Annotated in this window: 13 protein-coding genes; 9 read left to right on the top strand and 4 right to left on the bottom strand. The window is 55.6% G+C overall.

The window, feature by feature from the left end; genetic code table 11:
• Nucleotides 1–19 precede the first annotated feature (19 nt).
• On the bottom strand, nt 20–1,696 hold the full coding sequence (gene ccoN, locus Q0778_RS07575) for a cytochrome-c oxidase, cbb3-type subunit I (protein WP_298335212.1): 1,677 nt from the start codon (nt 1,694–1,696) through the stop codon (nt 20–22).
• Between the two features lie 85 nt (nt 1,697–1,781).
• Nucleotides 1,782–2,480, bottom strand: a complete 699-nt coding sequence (locus tag Q0778_RS07570; protein ID WP_298335210.1) for a helix-turn-helix domain-containing protein — start codon at nt 2,478–2,480, stop codon at nt 1,782–1,784.
• A 301-nt stretch (nt 2,481–2,781) separates the two neighbouring features.
• On the opposite strand from Q0778_RS07570, the gene Q0778_RS07565 reads away from it, so the two are divergent.
• The 5 genes from Q0778_RS07565 (at nt 2,782) to Q0778_RS07545 (ending at nt 6,909) form a co-directional block, all read left to right on the top strand.
• Nucleotides 2,782–3,459, top strand: a complete 678-nt coding sequence (locus Q0778_RS07565; RefSeq protein ID WP_298335208.1) for an OmpW family outer membrane protein — start codon at nt 2,782–2,784, stop codon at nt 3,457–3,459.
• Between the two features lie 7 nt (nt 3,460–3,466).
• On the top strand, nt 3,467–4,279 hold the full coding sequence (locus tag Q0778_RS07560) for a DUF2189 domain-containing protein (RefSeq protein ID WP_298335205.1): 813 nt from the start codon (nt 3,467–3,469) through the stop codon (nt 4,277–4,279).
• Between the two features lie 86 nt (nt 4,280–4,365).
• Nucleotides 4,366–4,674: a DUF4212 domain-containing protein gene (locus Q0778_RS07555; protein WP_298307866.1), complete on the top strand. Its 309-nt coding sequence runs from the start codon at nt 4,366–4,368 to the stop codon at nt 4,672–4,674.
• A gap of 13 nt (nt 4,675–4,687) precedes the next feature.
• A complete protein-coding gene (locus Q0778_RS07550; protein WP_298307869.1) occupies nt 4,688–6,463 on the top strand; it encodes a sodium:solute symporter family protein in 1,776 nt (591 codons plus the stop codon).
• A gap of 257 nt (nt 6,464–6,720) precedes the next feature.
• Nucleotides 6,721–6,909, top strand: coding sequence for a hypothetical protein (locus Q0778_RS07545; protein ID WP_298307872.1), 189 nt, complete (start codon nt 6,721–6,723; stop codon nt 6,907–6,909).
• Here the strand turns inward: Q0778_RS07545 and Q0778_RS07540 are convergent.
• Nucleotides 6,906–7,625: a queuosine precursor transporter gene (locus Q0778_RS07540; protein ID WP_298335203.1), complete on the bottom strand. Its 720-nt coding sequence runs from the start codon at nt 7,623–7,625 to the stop codon at nt 6,906–6,908. The two genes, Q0778_RS07545 and Q0778_RS07540, sit on opposite strands and share 4 nt — an antisense overlap.
• Before the next feature lie 203 nt (nt 7,626–7,828).
• Here Q0778_RS07540 and Q0778_RS07535 point away from each other — a divergent pair, with 203 nt between their 5' ends.
• The 3 genes from Q0778_RS07535 to Q0778_RS07525 all read left to right on the top strand — a co-directional run bounded on the left by Q0778_RS07535 (nt 7,829) and on the right by Q0778_RS07525 (nt 13,822).
• The gene (locus Q0778_RS07535; RefSeq protein ID WP_298308253.1) at nt 7,829–9,073 is read left to right on the top strand and encodes a nucleoside transporter C-terminal domain-containing protein; all 1,245 of its coding nucleotides are present in this window, start codon (nt 7,829–7,831) and stop codon (nt 9,071–9,073) included.
• Between the two features lie 62 nt (nt 9,074–9,135).
• Entirely contained in the window at nt 9,136–10,077 is a 942-nt protein-coding gene (locus tag Q0778_RS07530; RefSeq protein WP_298335201.1) for a 2-oxoglutarate and iron-dependent oxygenase domain-containing protein, read from the top strand.
• Between the two features lie 268 nt (nt 10,078–10,345).
• Nucleotides 10,346–13,822, top strand: coding sequence for a TonB-dependent receptor (locus Q0778_RS07525; RefSeq protein ID WP_298335199.1), 3,477 nt, complete (start codon nt 10,346–10,348; stop codon nt 13,820–13,822).
• Between the two features lie 76 nt (nt 13,823–13,898).
• Here the strand turns inward: Q0778_RS07525 and Q0778_RS07520 are convergent, their stop codons facing one another.
• Nucleotides 13,899–16,928, bottom strand: a complete 3,030-nt coding sequence (locus tag Q0778_RS07520) for an ATP-binding protein (RefSeq protein WP_298335197.1) — start codon at nt 16,926–16,928, stop codon at nt 13,899–13,901.
• A gap of 250 nt (nt 16,929–17,178) precedes the next feature.
• Here Q0778_RS07520 and Q0778_RS07515 point away from each other — a divergent pair, with 250 nt between their 5' ends.
• Entirely contained in the window at nt 17,179–17,910 is a 732-nt protein-coding gene (locus tag Q0778_RS07515) for an energy transducer TonB (RefSeq protein WP_298335195.1), read from the top strand.
• Nucleotides 17,911–17,944 lie beyond the last annotated feature (34 nt).

The following is a 17,944-nucleotide window of genomic DNA, read 5'->3' as shown; positions in this document are numbered from 1 at the left end:
TATCCCTTTCGCGCGCGCTTTATTCGGCTGGCTCTGGTTGGGCCCCGCGGGGTCCGGTGACGATTGGCCGGTCGGCGATTTCATCGTAATCGGCATCATCCATCGGTGCCTCCACGCGTTGCTTGCCAGCAATCGTCATCCAGATGTTGTAGGTCATGATGAGGGCGCCTGAGAGGTACAGCAGCCCACCAAAGGCCCGCATCAGATACATCGGATGAAGCGCGACGACGGTGTCGATGAAACTGTTCACCAGATATCCGTCCGCACCATATTCGCGCCACATCAGGCCTTGGGTGATCCCGGCGACCCACATGCTGGCGGCGTAGAAAACGATGCCGAGCGTCGCGAGCCAGAAGTGCCAGTTGATCATCCGCAGCGAATACATGCGCTCTTTCTTCCAGAGCCGCGGCACGAGGAAGTAGACACAGGCAAAGGTGATCATGCCATTCCAACCGAGCGCGCCGGAGTGAACATGTCCGATGGTCCAATCGGTATAGTGCGACAGCGAGTTCACCGCCTTGATCGACATCATCGGGCCTTCAAAGGTGCTCATTCCGTAGAAGGCGAGCGCCAGGACCATCATGCGAATGATCGGATCGGTGCGGATCTTGTCCCATGCGCCGTTGAGTGTCATCAGGCCGTTGATCATACCGCCCCAGCTGGGCATCCAAAGCATGATCGAGAACACCATGCCGAGCGTCTGCGCCCAGTCCGGCAGAGCGGTGTAGTGAAGGTGGTGCGGACCCGCCCAGATGTAGAGAAAGATCAGCGACCAGAAGTGGATGATCGACAGGCGATAAGAGTACACTGGCCGCCCTGCCTGTTTCGGCACGAAGTAATACATCATCGCCAGGAACCCTGCAGTGAGGAAGAACCCAACCGCATTGTGGCCGTACCACCACTGGGTCAGAGCGTCCTGAACTCCGGCAAAGGCAGAGTAGCTGCGTGATCCCAATAGGCTGACCGGAAGCGACAGGTTGTTGACTACGTGCAGCATCGCCACGGTGACGATGAAGGCGAGGAAGAACCAGTTGGCGACATAGATATGCGGTTCGCGGCGCCGAAGGATCGTGGCGACGAACACCACCAGATAGGCAACCCAGACCACGGTTAGCCAGAGGTCGACATACCATTCAGGCTCAGCATATTCTTTCGACTGGGTGACCCCAAGCAGATAGCCGGTTGCCGCGAGCACGATGAAAAGCTGGTATCCCCAGAACACAAAGCGAGCGAGGCCGGGAAGGGCCAGCGTCGTTCGGCAAGTGCGCTGAACTACGTAGAAGCTCGTTGCCAGCAGCGCGTTGCCGCCAAAGGCAAAAATCACTGCACTGGTATGCAGCGGGCGGACACGGCCGAAATTGAGGTAGGGTTCGAAATTGAGCCAAGGGAATGCGAGCTGAGCAGCAATAAACACGCCGGCCAAAAGGCCAGCCAGACCCCAGAACATTGTCGCAATCACACCCCAGCGAACAACATCGTCGTCATAACGGCTGTCGCCGGGGGGCATTTTGAAGATGCTCTGCGCCTTGGCGAGTGGATCAAATCGCACCGCGGTAAAAACCGCCAGTCCAAAGGCCACCATGCCAACAATCAGAGCATGAACTGCAAAGCCTACATCCTGTGCCCCGATCATTGCCGCAAGCGCGGCCAATGCGAGCAAAAACCAAAGGCCGGCACGGCCAACGACAGCTTCCATAATCCCGATCCCTTCGTATCGCTTGCACAGGCATTAGAGCCGGCCCCAAGCGGAGTGTTTGATTCAGATCAAATTCCAGAAAAATCTATTCAGCAGGAACAAGGTGGCCTGCGCGTGAGGCCAGGCCATCCCAATCGAGAAGGTGCACTTGAGAGCGCCCTTGCGTCGTCAAAAGCCCGGCATCGCGTAGTTCGCTGAGTTGACGGCTTACCGTTTCAATCGTCAGCCCAAGGCTGTCGGCAATGTCACTGCGCGACATCGGCAACTGCATGACCCAGCCCTCTTCGTGCTTTGAGCCGATGCGTTCCGCCATGTTCAAGAAGAAGCTGGCAAGACGTTCTTGTGCGGATTTGCGTCCTAAGGCGACGGCTTTCTCACGGCTGCGAGCAAGGGCAAGCATGGCCCGTTCCAAAGCCTCATCAATCATGCCGGTTTCATACCGTGCAAGCTTAAAGAACTCATCCGACTGAAAGAAGATCAGGTCGCAGTTATCAAGCGCATACAAGGTGTAGGCATGCGCACCGCGCGCGGGGACCAAGACCAGATCGCCGACAAAATGGAACGCTACAACTTGCTCGCGCTCTTGCGAGGCTTCGGCGACCAGCTTTGAACTTCCTTTTGCGATAAAGACGATTTGATCCCGATCATTCACGATAAATGGCGCATCGCCTGCCCGCGCACTCGCGAACCGAGCGATCGACTGAAATCGCAAATGGGTCGCGTCTGCACAGCCAAGCGGCAGGATTTCCGACGAAAAGCGTTCAAACAAATCGGGAAATGTCATCTCTCGGGTGTCTTTCTTGTGTCCATGCTCACCCATTTTCGCGAAAAATCGCATCCGTACATTGATCTGAATCAATGCGAGCGAATCGAACGGGGGTCATTTGAGCAACAGCAGCAAACATCCTGGGCCGCATCGGGTGGCCACTGCTGCTCATGGGAACAGAGCCACGATGAAATGAGCGCGAAAGCATGCTGGTTTAGGCCGGGTGGTAACCCATCTGGCTGACGACAAACGAACGTAAAATTGTTGTTGTCGAGCTCAGTCAATCTCGCTTTTCTAGGCTAATCAAGGATTTGATGTAATGAACAAGACACTACTTTGTGCCGGAACTGCTGCAATGGCGATGCTTGCCACTCCTGCTTTGGCTCAGGACGAAGCCGGAGAAATTCAAGTTAAGGTGCTCGCCACCGCAGTGCTGCCCGATGGCAATATCGATGAGGTCAATGTTGATCTCGTTGGGGTGACGGCTGGACTCGAAACCAGAGCGAGCGACAATTACGTACCAACCGTTGCGGTCGAGTATTTCTTCACCGAGAATTTCTCGATTGAAACCATCGCTGGTGTGACACAGCACGATGTCGACGCGACTGCAGGCCTCCCGGTTGGAACCGAATTGGTCTCTGATGGACTCCTGCTCCCGGCAACCGTGACCGGCAAAGCGCATTTCGATCTCGGCGGTGTGAAACCTTATGTAGGGGCTGGCGTCGCCTATTTCATCTGGCTCGATGTCGATGACGGCGCTGCCGGAACCATTCCGCTAGGCGTCACCGACACGACGCTGTCCGATGAGTTCGGGTTTGTGCTTCAGGCCGGTCTCGACGTTCCTGTGGGCGAAGACGGTTTTGGTGTAAGCTTCGATGCAAAGCGCTACTTCATTGGTACGACCGCAAGCTGGTTTGTGGGTGACACCGTTGTGATCTCCAATGATCACGATCTGGACCCGTGGGTCTTGAGTGCGGGAGTGTCTTACCGCTTCTGACGCTGTTATGGGGCAGCTCTATCAGGGGGCTGCCCAGGAGGGTGGACATTTGGCTAACGGTACGATCGAGGATCAAGCCAATGCGCCGGGCAGTTTAACCGGGGCAGATTTGAAGCAAGCTCTGGCATCTGGCTGGAGTGATTTTCGATCTGCGCCGGCTTTCGGCCTCTTCTTCGCGAGCATCTTCGCCTTGGGCGGGCTTGCGCTCACCTATCTGCTGGTCGCAAGAGGTGAATTGACTTGGGCGATACCCGCAGCAGCAGGATTTCCACTAATCGCTCCATTTACAGCCGTTGGTCTTTATGAAGTCAGCCGCCGACGCGAGCAAGGACTTGCGATGAGCTGGCCTGCCATCCTTGGCGCAGTGCGAGGGCGGGGCGATGAGCAAATCCTCAGTATGGGGGTGATCATCTTTGTGGCTTTCGGTTTTTGGCTGATCGTTGCTCATGTGATCTTTTCGATTGCGATTGTCGAATCGGGCGCAGGATCGGAATCGCTGGAGTTTCTCGTCACTCGGCCCGGACTGATCATGCTGGCATTGGGAAGTCTGGTGGGCGGAGTGATGGCCTTGGCCTTTTACGCGGTGACGCTCTTCAGCCTGCCGATGCTGATCGATCGCGAGGTTGACTTTCTTACCGCTATCATCACCAGCCTTGCCGCATTTCGGGCCAATCTTACGGTGCTCTTGGCGTGGGCCTTCATCATCGCGGTGCTGCTGTTCATCGCCATGGTCCCGGCCTTTCTGGGATTGCTTGTTGTGCTCCCAGTATTGGGGCACGCGACATGGCATTTGTACCGCAAGACGCTCTCAACAGATTGAAATCCCCTATCTGACAACCCGATTCTGCCCTAGGCAGAGTGCTTCGTGGATTCTCCACGTTTGGCAAGCAGGATGAGGGGTGAGGAATGGACGATCCTGTTTCGACAGCGGATCACGGGGATGCTGACCATGTCGGGGACGAAACCACCGCGACCGAAAAAGCCTATTGGCGAGAGAACACGCGCCTGTTGTGCAGCCTCTTGGTGGTCTGGTTCGCAGCATCCTTTGGCTGCGGTATCCTGTTTCGCGACTTCCTCGATCAATTCAGTTTAGGTGGATACCCGCTCGGCTTCTGGTTTGCACAGCAGGGTTCGATCTACATCTTTATAGTGCTCATCGCCTTTTATGCCGTGCGCATGAGGCAGATCGAACGCAAATATGATCTTGATGATTGAGGGGGGCTGAAAGTTGGAAACGCAAACCCTTGTTTACATCTTCGTTGCGCTAAGTTTTGCGCTTTATATCGGTATTGCGATCTGGTCGCGGGCTGGTTCCACGAAAGACTTTTACGTTGCCGGCGGCGGGGTTAATCCTGTCGTCAATGGTATGGCAACAGCTGCCGACTGGATGAGTGCTGCCAGCTTCCTTTCAATGGCAGGTATTCTGGCATTTGCCGGATATGATGGCTCGGTTTACCTGATGGGGTGGACCGGCGGTTATGTGCTTTTGGCGCTGCTGCTTGCCCCTTACCTGCGCAAATTTGGGCAGTTCACCGTGCCCGACTTTATCGGCACCAGATACTATTCCAAAGCTGCGCGCGTTGTAGCGGTCATCTGCCTTATCTTCATCAGCTTCACCTATATCGCAGGGCAAATGCGCGGTGTGGGGATCGTCTTCTCGCAGTTTTTGCAAGTTGAGATCACCATGGGTGTGATCATTGGTATGGGCATCGTCTTCATCTACGCGGTGATGGGCGGGATGAAGGGCATCACCTACACGCAGGTCGCGCAATATTGCGTGCTGATCTTCGCTTACACAGTGCCAGCTTTCTTCTTGAGCTTTTATCTGACGGATAACCCCATCCCGCAATTGGGTCTGGGGTCACAGCTTAACGATGGATCGGGCACCTATGTGCTTGAGAAGCTCGATAATGTGCTCGTCCAGTTGGGCTTTAATGCTTACACCGATGGCTCCAAAAGCATGATCGATGTGTTCTGCATCACTCTGGCACTGATGGTCGGCACCGCTGGCCTGCCTCACGTGATTGTGCGCTTCTTCACCGTGCCTAAGGCTTCCGATGCCCGCAAGTCCGCTGGCTGGGCGCTGGTTTTCATCGCCGCGCTCTACACCATTGCACCGGCTGTTGGCGCGTTCGGCATGTACAACCTCATCAATAAGGTTGACGATGTTGAATATGCCCAAGTCGAGAGCTTCTTCACCGCGTGGGAAGATGCAGGGCTCTATGCTTGGCAGGACAAGAACGGCGACGGTGTGATGCAATATCGCCCTGGTGTTGCCTTTGAGGGCAAGCCTGAGTTTACAGGTCAGCGTGGCCCAGCGGGAGAGCGAGTGATCTCCAACACACCGAACGCAGAGAGCGCCAACGAGGTTTACGTAGACCGCGACACGCTGGTCTTGGCCAATCCGCAGATCGCAAATCTGCCGGGCTGGGTGGTTGCTTTGATGGCAGCTGGTGGTCTTGCCGCCGCTCTGTCGACAGCAGCAGGCCTCTTGCTCGTCATTTCAAGCTCGGTCAGCCATGACCTTCTTAAGTCCACTTTTACGCCCAACATCTCGGCCAAGGGCGAGCTTTTGGCAGCACGCGTTGCGGCCACCGCAGCCATCGTGGTGGCGGGTTACCTCGGCATCTATCCTCCAGGATGGGTGGCGCAGGTTGTGGCGTTCGCCTTTGGCCTTGCCGCAGCGAGCCTCTTCCCAGCGATCTTTATGGGCATCTTCTTCAAAGGAATGAATAAGGAAGGCGCTGTTGCTGGGATGGTCTCTGGCCTCGGCTTCACCTTTAGCTACATCGCATACTTCAAGCTGATGAACCCGGCGGCAAATACGGCGGACAGCTGGCTGTTTGGCATCTCGCCCGAAGGTATTGGGGTGATCGGTATGGCGATCAATTTTGCGGTCGCGATTGGCGTTGCAAGTTTCACCGCCAAGACCCCGCTCGAAGTGCGCCGCCTCGTGGACTCGATCCGGATTCCACGTGGAGCGGGCGAGGCTCGCACGCACTAAGTGATCCAGACCACGGCTCAAAAGCCGCAAAAGTGTCATCCACCCCTCAGTCTTATCGAATGCAAGGCGCTTCTGATTCGGCCACAGACAGCTGTAAAGGGTGAGTATGGAAGGCATTGAAGTTCTGGTTATGAATTGGCGATCCGCATTGATCGGATTGACAATGGCCTGTCCGCTTATGGCGCTTCTCTATTTCTTCCGCCGTGGGCTTGAGCGGCGGGCGTTTGCATGGATTATGGTGGGGGTGAGTCTCGCCTATGTTTGGCGGCCTCGTTCTGGTCATCCAAGGCAAAGGCAGTGACGACAATCGCCCCGCAGACATCCGTGTGACTTATGAAATCGGTGAAGCAGCATTCGTTACCCGCAAGGATGTGCGATTCGACGGTGGTGAATTTTTGAACCGTAACGAGTATCACCTGATCCGCAGCGATCAGCCCAAGGGTTAGCTTTGCCCGCTTTTCCTAGCGTCCAGCCATTGAGCCGCTTTAACCCCAAACGTGATTAGAAACGGCACCAGAACGATGCTGAGCGCGACCTTGGCGATGACCTGTCCGATCAGAAGGTTCATAATCGGGAAGAGGCCATAAAAAGCGAGCGTGATGAATATCACTGAGTCGAGCGCTTGGCTCAGAGCCGAGGCTAATGCGCCGCGCACCATCAGGCCAATCGTGCTTGCCTCGCCAGAGCCCTTTAACCGGTCAAAGATCCAGATGTTGAGTAGCAGTGAAACGATGTAGGCTGCCGGTCCCGCAGCCCAAACGCGCCACACGGTCGAGTGCACCTGCTCGAATGCGGCGAGATCTTCTGCGCGTCCTTCCAGCATTTCAGGTGAGGCGGGGAGGTTTAGCACCAACTGCATCAGGACCGATGCGATAAGCAGTGGAAGAAACCCCCACCACACAATCCTTTGCGCCATCTGCTTGCCATAGAGCTGAGCCAGAGTGCTCGAGATAACCACCAGCAGGAGGAAGGCGAAAATGCCCGATTCCACCGCAAGATCGGTCGGCCATAACTGCACCTGTTTGTAGGCAAGCACGCCAGCAAGAACGGTCATCCCGCCATAGAGCAGCGTGAAAACGAACAGTCCCAAAGGCATGGAAATGCCCGGTGGGCTTGCTGTCTCAGCAGATGTGGCGGGTGCTTGGCTTGCGGTGTCATTCATGCGGCTTATCGCTAGGCGAGGGCTTGCCAAAAGAAAAGCGCTGCTGGCAAAGCTGTCAACGGGGGGCTGTGTCAGACCTCTTGCGAAGCAGCGTTTGACCTGCCACCCCGCGATTGGATCAGATTATACAAAAAGAAGGCAGGCTGTCGCGCCAGCGAATGGCCTGCTGTTGAGGGCCTTACGTGAGTGAAACTGCAACTTCGATGCTCTTTAGCGTGTTTGGCATCATCGCCATTCTCGCCATTGCCTTTGTCCTTTCATCAGGGAAGAGCCGGATAAAACTGCGAGTGGTGGGCGCGGCGTTTGCCTTGCAAGCGGCGATGGCGCTCTTGGTCTTGCGCACTGATTTTGGCGTTGTGATGATCCAGTTCTTGTCCAATGGCGTAATTGCTTTGCTGGATTACTCTGTGAGCGGGATCGAGACCCTGTTTGGCCCGATGGATTCCAATCCCTTTGCCAACACATTTCTGATCGCAGCCTTGCCTGTCATTGTCTTCTTCGCTGCGCTCGTTTCGATCCTATACTACCTCGGCGTGATGCAGCGATTGGTGCGCTGGCTTGGCGGGGCGATTGGTTGGGTGACCGGCATCAGCAAGGTCGAAGCATTGGGTAGCGCGGCCAATATCTTCGTCGGACAATCCGAAAGCCCGCTTGTCGTTCGACCCTATCTCGCGGCGCTTCCACCCTCTCGCCTGTTCACATTGATGTGTGTCGGTATGGCAGGTGTTGCTGGGACAATCCTTGCCGCATACGCCTCTTTCCTCGGAAGCGATGCGGTGCCGTATTTGCTTGCTGCAGCATTCATGTCGGCACCAGGCGGGATCTTGATGGCCAAGATCATTATGCCTGACGATCCCGAGGAAGCTGCCGAACACGATAAGCAGCTTGAATCGGTGACAGTCTCGGAGACTTTCGAAGAAGGCGAAAAGCCCGCCAATATCATCGAAGCCGCAGCACAAGGCACGCAGACCGGCGTGAAGCTCGCGGTTGCCGTGGGCGCTATGGTCATGGTGTTTGTGGCGCTCGTTGCATTGGCCAACGGCATGCTTGGCGGGGTTGGCGGCTGGTTTGGCTATCCTGATGTGACGTTTCAGCAGCTGCTTGGCTATGTCTTTGCTCCCGTCATGTTCTTGATTGGCATCTCAGATTGGGATCAGGCACAGATCGCTGGTGGACTGTTCGGCACAAAGATCGTCCTCAATGAATTTGTGGCATTCATCGAATTGGGCGCGGTTGAGGGACTGACAGAACGCAGCCGTTCGATCCTGACCTTTGCGCTGTGCGGCTTTGCCAACTTCTCCTCTATCGCGATTCAAATGGCAGTAACAGGCGGTCTTGCTCCCAATCAGCGGCCAGTGATTGCGCGTCTTGGCCTGAAAGCTCTAGCAGCCGGAAGCCTTGCTAACTTGATGAGCGCAGCTTTGGCGAGCCTGTTTTTGCCGTTCTAGTTTTTTGCTTTTCTCCGCCGAACTGACTGGAACACAGGCCGTACCCACATTAAGTGGACTGCATGACTGACACACCGACGACCAACATTGCTTCCGTTTCGCTGGCACAGGCACCTCAGGATATCGCTGAAGAGCTCGGCCGGAGCTTTGCTGAATATGGTTTTGCCGTGGTGCGCAATCATGGGATTCCGCAAGAGCTGATCGAGCGAGCCGAGGAGACGTCAAAGGCTTTCTTCGCTCTCCCAGAAGAAACAAAGCGGGCCTATCATCTGGCGGGCAAAGGTGGCGCACGAGGTTATACCCCGTTCGGGACCGAGAAGGCCAAGGATGCCGACGTGTTTGACCTTAAAGAGTTCTGGCATATTGGGCGCGATCTGCCTGAAGGCCATTCGCTCGCTGAATTCATGGCACCCAACATCTGGCCTACAGAGATTGCCGAGTTCCGGGAGACTTTCAGCGAACTCTACGCGGCCTTTGAAGAAACCGGCCTTCGCGTGCTTCAGGCAATCGCCCTGCATCTGGGCCTCCCGCAGGACTACTTTGCGGCCACGGTCGAGGACGGCAATTCGGTGATGCGCCTCTTGCACTATCCGCCGCTTGGCCCGGACGCGCCCGAGGGCGCAATTCGTGCCGCAGCTCATGGTGACATTAACACGATCACTTTGCTGTTGGGTGCTGAAGAAGCTGGCCTTGAGCTGTTGACGAAGGCGGGCGAATGGCATCCGGTCTATGCCGAGGAAGGATCGATTGTCATCAATGTGGGTGACATGCTGGAGCGGCTCACGGCAGGTATCTTGCGGTCAACCACACACCGCGTGGTCAACCCCAAAGGTGCCGGTGCACAGCGCTCTCGCTACTCGATGCCATTCTTCCTACATTTCCGGCCCGATTTTTTGATCGATCCTCTAGATAGCTGCGTGGACCAAGAGGGCGCAAAACCGGAAAAGCCGATCAGCTCGCACGATTTTCTGCTGCAGCGACTGCGTGAGATAAACCTCGCTTGACCCCCTTTGATTCGCTGATTCCGCCTTCTTCCAGCTGAAAGTTGCGGCAAAAGCAAAAAGCCTGCCTGCGTGGCATAGGCGCAACACAGGGTTGTGTTGCCCGGATTTCCGGGGTTTTTGCGCGTCTAGGCAATTTCGTTCTGATAGTTTTCCAGACCCCGAAATTGGGGTGTCATAGACCTGTCACTAAAACCTCCTCATGGAGCCGCTCAGTGGCCTAAGGCCGCGTCCAGTATCCGATCGGGAATGTGATAAAGGGCACCCTCTCATGAAATTAAAGTATCTATTGGCAGCTAGCGTAGTCAGTCTGACCGCTGCAACCACCATCGCAACGCCTGCCTATGCGCAGACCATCACCTCGGGCGTTGAGGGCAGCGTGACGGATGAGTCCGGTGCCGTTATTGCCGGTGCATCTGTTGTAGTGACCGACACCAGAACCAACAGCACTCGCGAAACAACAAGCGGCTCTGGCGGCGGCTTCCGTGTTGAAGCTCTGGCACCAGGCGGTCCATACACGGTGACAGTAACCGCCCCTGGCTTTGAAGGTCAGACGGTTGAGAATATCTTCACGAACATCTCCGGTAACACGTCATTTGACTTTGCTCTTTCTTCGGAAAATGCTGGCAACGTCATCGTAGTCACCGGCGCACGTGCTCAAGTGAGTCAGGTCGCTGTCGGTCCCGGAACAGCCTTTGGCACCGAGGTTCTCGAGTCCTTCCCCTCGATCACCCGCGACATTCGCGACATCATCCGTATCGACCCGCGTGTCAGCCTCGAGCGGAGTGATGAGGTCGACCGGATTTCCTGTCTGGGCGGCAACGACCGGACCAACACTTTCACAGTGGACGGCATCGTCCAATCGGACGTCTTCGGTCTAAACGGTACGCCGTTTGCAGCACGTAACTCTCTTCCGCTTCCTTTCGACGTGATCGAGCAAACCTCTGTTGAATTCGCGCCATTCGACGTCGAATACACTGACTTCACCGGCTGCCTTGTGAACGTCGTTACCAAGGCGGGTACAAACGAATTTCATGGTTCAGCCTTTTACACCTACTTCGACTCAGGCCTGACCGCCGACGAAGTAACTTTCGAAAATGGTCTCTCCGAACCGATTGTTGCCGACAGCGAAGAACGTTGGGGTGTGACCCTAAACGGTCCGATCATCCCCGATCGCCTGTTCTTCTCCTTTGGTTATGAAGAAACCGATCTGGGCGATGGCTTCAATGGCGGACCTGCTGGTTCGGGCGCTGCGAGTGAGTTCGATTTCGTCACGCAGGCCCAGTTCGACCAGTTCTCGCAAATTGCCAATGACGTCTACGGTCAAGATATTGGTCCTATCCCAACGACATTGGCTGAGACCTCTATCCGCTACTTCGGTCGTCTCGACGCGCAGATTAACGATGATCACCGTATTGTAGGAACCTATCAGCGCCTCGAAGAATCGAACATCGAGGACGATTTTGGGGGAGACCAATTTGGAGGTCTCAACTCCTTCGAAGACGAAGGCACGACCTCTGACACCTACTCCTTCCAATGGTATGCTGATTGGAGCGATACGGTTTCAACCGAGCTGCGTCTGAGCCGGGCGGAGGTGACTGATGTCCAAGGTCCGCTTGGTTTCGGTGAAGCGCAGTCAGATGATCCTACCGTTCGCCTCGTAGTTGGGGTTGAAGGTCCTGGCGATAATGGAACTTTGGCGACAGGCCCCGGCATTTTCCGTTCCGCAAACGCTTTGCAGAGCGAGATCAATCAAGCGCGTTTCATTATGAATGTCGATGCGGGCGCTGGTCACTTCTTCAAGATTGGTGCCGAAGTGAACGATCTTGAGGTGTTCAACCTATTTGCAATCAACGCAACGGGCACGTTATTCTTCAACAATCTCGACGATTTTGCAGCTGGTCTGATCTCAGGCGGCTCAGAATTGTTCCCAAGCAATGATGAGATTGTAGACGGCTCAGCGGTCGGTGCGGACATTAATGTTGCTACTGATTTTGATATCAATAACGCAGCAGCACAATTCTCCCGTCAAATTTATTCGTTCTTCGCTCAGGATGATTGGCAGGCGACGGACCAGCTTTCGTTAAGTGCTGGTGTTCGTGTCCAACTTTTCGATGGCGATGCACCGCTTAATAACCCGCTGTTTACACAACGCTTTGGTTTCTCCAATGCTGTGCCGTTCAGCACAATTGATCCTGTAATCCTTCCTCGTTTTGCAGCGACCTATGAGCTTGATAACGACGGGTTCTTTTCCGGCACCCGTCTGACTGCAGGTGCTGGTATCTTTACTGGTGGCGATCCGGTCGTGTTCTTTTCGAACGCTTTCTCCAACACTGGTTTTACGACTGGGTTGGGCACCACTAACGCCTGTTCGCCCGATCAGTTAAATATTGATCCGGTAAGCGGTCAGCCAAGCGTACTGAGCGGTGGTGCCTTCACCGGTATCCCGCAATGTGTCTTGGATGCTGGTGAGGCAGAAGCGTCTGCTGGCGGGGCGGACGTCGATTCAACCGCTCCTGATTTCGACATTCCCACCGCGGTTCGCCTCAATTTCGGCCTAGCTTCGGAATTTGGTACTGAGACGGGGTTCTTTAGTAATTGGCGTCTGAACTTCGATTACATCTACACAAGGTTCAACGATACGCTGAACATTACGGATTTGACGCAGATTGTTGATCCATCGCTGGGTGCTGGTGGCTTTGCATCGGATGGACGTCCGATTATTCGCCCAATCGATCCAATCAACGCAGGTTGTAATGCAACGTTGGTTGACAATACTCCACCGACATTCTCTGGCGTAACTCCTGAGTGTTTTGGCACCGGCATCGATGATTTCCTTCAACTCAACAACGGACCAAGCTTCGACAGCCACAATGCCTCACTGCTTATTTCCAAGCGGTTCAGTGAAGGGGTCTTCACTGAGGGCGGTAGTGTCAACCTCAGCATGGGCTATGCTTTCAATGATAGCGAAGAAACGATCGCTTTTCGTTCAGCGACGGCAAGTTCAAACTTTGACAACACACCAGCTGTGGATCGTCAAAATCTGCCAGTCGCACAATCGGGCTTCGAAACACGGCACAACTTCGTGGTTGCTCTGAACTTCCGCGAGGAGTTCATTGACGGGTTCGATACTGGGCTAGGCATTTTCTTCCGTGCGGCAGAAGGCCGTCCTTACAGCCTTGTGCACGATGACGGTTTTCCGGACTTCACTGACTCTAGCAGCGCTGAGAATAATTTGCTCCTATACGTCCCGACCGGCGTCGATGACCCGCTGCTTTCGCCAAATAGCGATCCGGCCGCAGTAACTCGGTTAATCTCTGTCTTGAACGGAACCGATCCGACCTTGGCTACGAATATCAATTGTGATTTCACGCCAGGTGAGATCATCGAGCGCAACTCTTGCCGCAATCCCTGGTTCTTCGACATGGATCTGCGATTTAGCCAAGAGCTTCCGTTTATCGGCAGCCTGACTGGGATAAAGGATGATCGGCTCGAAGTCTTTGCTGATATCGACAATTTCCTGAACCTTTTGGGAAGCGATGGGAACCAACGCGGTGGCTTCGGAGGATTCGATGGTCGTGTGACTTTGACCGATCTTGAGTTCGACGATACGGGTCTCCTTGTCATCGACAACTTTGACGAAGGGGACCTCGTTTTGATTGACGATCCGACCGGTGACGATAATGGGTTCACTTCCATTTCGAACAGCATATGGCGCATCCAACTTGGTGTTCGCTACGAATTCTAATTCGGCACACTGAAGTTCGATTGATGTAACGGCGGGGCCTTAAGGCTCCGCCGTTTCTTTTTGTGGCTAGGGGGCGTTATGCGCCTATTTTGGACACCGTTTCTTCGGGGTCATCGGCAACGCTCAAAAGTTCAAAGGCCAATGCCTCGCGCACATCGCCGGGGACGCTCATGCGCAGGGCCTGTACGAGTGCGGCAGCCTGATCACCGAGTTCCGCCTCGCCAAAGATGGCGGCCGTTCCTGCCAGCTTGTGAACCAGCTTTGCGATCTTCTCACGCTCCTCCTGCGAACCGCCATCTCCGCCAAGCGCGCCGTTTTCCAATGCACTTCGCACCGCTTCGACCGCTTCACTGCGGCGTTTGGTCCAACGGTTGATCAGGCTGGGCGAGTGGAATTGGGACAGGCTCGATTGCTGTATGTTGTCAAGTCGGGCTTCGGCCAGAGAGGTCTGGCCAATCTTGGGAGTTCTTGTCGAGCGGTTGCGCGAGATATCGACGATCTCAGCGGCAGGTGTGGCAGGAAGCTCCGCTTCATACGCTTCATCAGCTAGGTGAGGATCGGCATCGGGAGGAGCACGCAATTCTGCGATCTCATCGGGTTCGTTCGCTGCGATAATGCGGGTGGGAAGCCAGCGTTGAAGCGCGCGGGCAAGGTCAGAAAAGACCAATGGCTTGGCCAGGTGCGCTTGCATCCCGGCATCGCGTGCTGCGGCCAAATCTTCGGGAAAGGCGTTGGCCGTGAGCGCGATGATCGGCAGCTCATCGGGCGTAATCCCCTCCAACCGGATCGCTCGTGTGGCGGCATAGCCATCACAGCCAGGCATCTGAATATCCATCAGTATCAGATCATAGGGCTTGCCGCGCATGATCGAATCGATGACCATGGCGATCGCCTCATTCCCGTCATGCGCGGTGGCCACGGCCTGACCGCATCGCTCAAGCATCTCGGAGACCAATAGCCGGTTCACGTCATGGTCTTCCACCAGAAGGATGCTTGCCGATTGGGTGAGCATAGAAGGCTCAAACGGTTCATCCTCACAGGGTTCCGGGACAGCGGGTTCGGTGTAATTGGCGGGCAGGGTGAGGCGGAATGTCGAACCCTCGCCATCTTTGCTCTCCACATTGATGGTGCCCCCCAATAATTCCGCCAACTGCCGACTGATCGAGAGGCCAAGCCCCGTCCCGCCAAAGCGACGGGCGGTGTCGCCTTCGCCCTGAGTGAAAGGCGCAAAGATCGTTTCTAGACGCGTTTCACAAATCCCAATTCCGGTGTCTGTGATCTCGATGCTGAGTTTTTCCTCATCGCCCGATACGTTGATTTCAACCTGACCTAGCTCGGTGAATTTGATCGCATTGCCGACGAGGTTGAGGACGATTTGCCTCAGGCGCAAGCCGTCGGTCATGATCCATGGGCAAAGGCCATTGGCATCTTCATCCTGCGCAAGGCCAGCAGAATCCCCGGCCATAGAGAAATTGAGCTGGAGCCCCTTCTTCTCCGCGCTCGGCCGGTACAAAGCGGCGCATTCCGAAATGGTCGCGAGCAGATCAACCGGCTCATTGGTAATACCAACCTGCCCTGCCTCGATCTTGGAGAGATCCAGAATGTCATTGAGGAGCATCATCATAGAGCGTCCCGACTGCACGATCATATCGGCATGGCGGCGGTTCTCGTCGCTCAAATCCCCTTCGCGCAGCATCTCTGCGAAACCAAGAACCCCGTTCATGGGTGTGCGGATCTCATGGCTCATATTGGCGAGGAATTCGCTCTTTGCTCTTGCGGCCTTTTCCGCTGAGCTTCGAGCTCTGGTGAGGAGCAATTCAAGTTCGACCCGCTCGGTGACATCGCGCGCTGACATGACGACTCCACTGGGACTGCCTGTCGATGCATCTACAACCACCGCACAATCGGCCTCGATAAAGACCGGATGCCCATCCTTATCGTTGAGCAGCCTGCGGTAGCTTATCCGCTCCTTGTCGGTTTCCCCTTCGAGCAGTTTCTCAATGACAGACTCGATGCGCTCGCGGGCGTCTTCATGGGCGCGATCCGCGACGGTCTTGCCAAGAAACTCGTCCGGAGGCCGTCCAAGCACAACCTCGACTGACGGTGAAGCATAGGTGCAGACACCCACTGAATTGATCATCAGAACCGCATCAGTAATCCCCTCAGTGAGCAGTGCGAGCTCTTGCCGACCTTCTTCCAATTCGTCAGTCATGCGCTTTCGCCCTGCAAGGATTGCTGCGATGGGAAGACCAGTGAGGAAGTTTGCAGCGATGAATGCTTGGATGAGGTTCGCCTGAGTTAATTCGCTCAACTCTCCTTGAGCGATTGGCCCTAGCCCGGCAAAGCTGGTTGCACACACAACCACCGCAAGGCCAGGTACAAACAGGGATGCGCCAAGCGTGCCCAACCGCAGCGCAACCAGCAAAGTGACCGGCGGGATAAGAAACAACAGTGGGTAGGCAGTTTGGCTGAATACGAGATAGACTGCGGCAAGTCCCAAACCGGAGATGGCAAGCAATTCGATCAGATGCCGTTTGATGTTGCCAATTGGCTCGCGCGCCAACTGCGCAATCAAGAGAACAGCTGGGACAAACAGGATGATACCCATGCTGTCAGCCAGGAACCATGCTGATCCCCCTGCCCAAATTGCTCCGGGATCGCGTCCCAAAACGGGGAGGGCAACCAGCACCCCAATAACGGGGCCGATCACACCTCCATATTGCAAGAAGTATCCCAAATGTGAGAGGTTGGAGAGGTCAGGGAGATCGCCGCAAGCTTTGCGGGTTAGCCACGCAACGAGCAGAATAGTGACCAGATTTCCGGCTGTGAAGGCCAGAACAAAGGCCAATGTTGCCCCGGCCAGCGCGTTGGCGGCAGCACTAGCAATCGCGACAGCAAGAATGACCGGAAGTTCATTGCGCAGGCGTGCGACAAAGAGCACTGCAATCGCAATCGCATTGGGCAGCCAGACACAGGCCAGCGTTGCGTCAAGTTGCGCTACCGAAAGGCACAAGAGCCCTGCCAGGAAATAGGCGATCCCGGTGCCGAGCCCAACGACTAGAGCACAAATGTCCACCTTTGGACCATAAAGAGTGTGCAAGTTCATTCGGGCAACGGGATGCCTGAATGGATACGCATGGGCATCGATGGTTGCATCGACCCTAGCTCTCTCGACGTACGAAAGGGCCTCGCCTGATGCTGACATTTCTGCAGCGCTCTTTATCGTGGGCTCCATCGCAAATCATCCGAGGTGGTGATAAGGGTCAGCGGTTGTTTTAGGCCAAGTACCGGTTTCGACCTGCTGCAACGCGCTTCCAAATCTCGCACAAATCCAAGTTCACATTCGCAGAGAATAGATGATCAGACCCAAACCGCGCTATCAGGGAAAACCGAAGGTTCCACGTTGGCCATTATTGGCCGGAATTGTCGTGTTTCACCTGCTTGCGCTTTACGGTTTGTCGCGCCTGCTCGCACCGCAGTTCACGGCCAGTATTGAAGAAGAGGTCGCGAGCGTGTTTACGGTCACGATAACAGCCCCCGAAGATGAACCGCCTGAGACACAGCCGGAACCCGATGCGGGTGCTCAAGGCGATGCAGGTGAGGAGGCTGTCCCACAGCCGGTGACCGCGCCGAGTCCCTCTCAAATTGAAAACCAGCCAGAACCGCGCCCGCGTGCGTCTTCCACGGGGACAGCAACACGCTCGGGAGCGACGGAAGCGGGCGATGGAACCGGCAATCAGGGAGAGGGACTGGGCACAGGCAGCGGCAATGAAGGCGGTGGTCAGGGCAATGGCATTGCCGAGCGCCCCAGCGTGCGCTCTGGCTTGCTTGACCCACGGCGCGACTTTCCGGTGCCTGCCGGGGGACGCTCGACCAGGTTCGGTACGTCGGTAACGGTGGTCTTTACCGTCACACCTGATGGCAGGGCGCAGAATTGCTCAGTCGCGCGCAGCAGTGCAGATGACACAACTACGGCTCTCGTGTGCGGTCTGGTCATCGAAAAAATCCGCTTCAATCCTGCACGAAGAGCGAATGGTGAACCGGTTGCCTCTCGCTACGGATATCGTGTTGATTTTCGCGAGCGATAGGTCAAATAGAGCGCGACATTGTTCCGCTGCGTAT

Origin of the sequence: uncultured Erythrobacter sp. (genome assembly GCF_947502395.1) — a bacterium.
GTDB lineage: Bacteria > Pseudomonadota > Alphaproteobacteria > Sphingomonadales > Sphingomonadaceae > Erythrobacter.
The sequence above is the reverse complement of the archived record's forward strand: the minus strand, read 5'-3'. Positions and strand labels throughout refer to the sequence as shown.

Bases quoted from the DNA above. Each gene is read 5' to 3' on its own strand.
- Q0778_RS07540 (WP_298335203.1), bottom strand. From the start codon at position 7,625: ATGAATGACACCGCAAGCCAAGCACCCGCCACATCTGCTGAGACAGCA.
- Q0778_RS07565 (WP_298335208.1), top strand. From the start codon at position 2,782: ATGAACAAGACACTACTTTGTGCCGGAACTGCTGCAATGGCGATGCTT.
- Q0778_RS07530 (WP_298335201.1), top strand. From the start codon at position 9,136: ATGACTGACACACCGACGACCAACATTGCTTCCGTTTCGCTGGCACAG.
- Q0778_RS07570 (WP_298335210.1), bottom strand. From the start codon at position 2,480: ATGACATTTCCCGATTTGTTTGAACGCTTTTCGTCGGAAATCCTGCCG.
- Q0778_RS07560 (WP_298335205.1), top strand. From the start codon at position 3,467: ATGGGGCAGCTCTATCAGGGGGCTGCCCAGGAGGGTGGACATTTGGCT.
- Q0778_RS07520 (WP_298335197.1), bottom strand. From the start codon at position 16,928: ATGAACTTGCACACTCTTTATGGTCCAAAGGTGGACATTTGTGCTCTA.
- Q0778_RS07545 (WP_298307872.1), top strand. From the start codon at position 6,721: ATGTTTGGCGGCCTCGTTCTGGTCATCCAAGGCAAAGGCAGTGACGAC.
- Q0778_RS07525 (WP_298335199.1), top strand. From the start codon at position 10,346: ATGAAATTAAAGTATCTATTGGCAGCTAGCGTAGTCAGTCTGACCGCT.
- Q0778_RS07515 (WP_298335195.1), top strand. From the start codon at position 17,179: ATGATCAGACCCAAACCGCGCTATCAGGGAAAACCGAAGGTTCCACGT.
- Q0778_RS07535 (WP_298308253.1), top strand. From the start codon at position 7,829: ATGCTCTTTAGCGTGTTTGGCATCATCGCCATTCTCGCCATTGCCTTT.
- Q0778_RS07555 (WP_298307866.1), top strand. From the start codon at position 4,366: ATGGACGATCCTGTTTCGACAGCGGATCACGGGGATGCTGACCATGTC.
- ccoN (WP_298335212.1), bottom strand. From the start codon at position 1,696: ATGGAAGCTGTCGTTGGCCGTGCCGGCCTTTGGTTTTTGCTCGCATTG.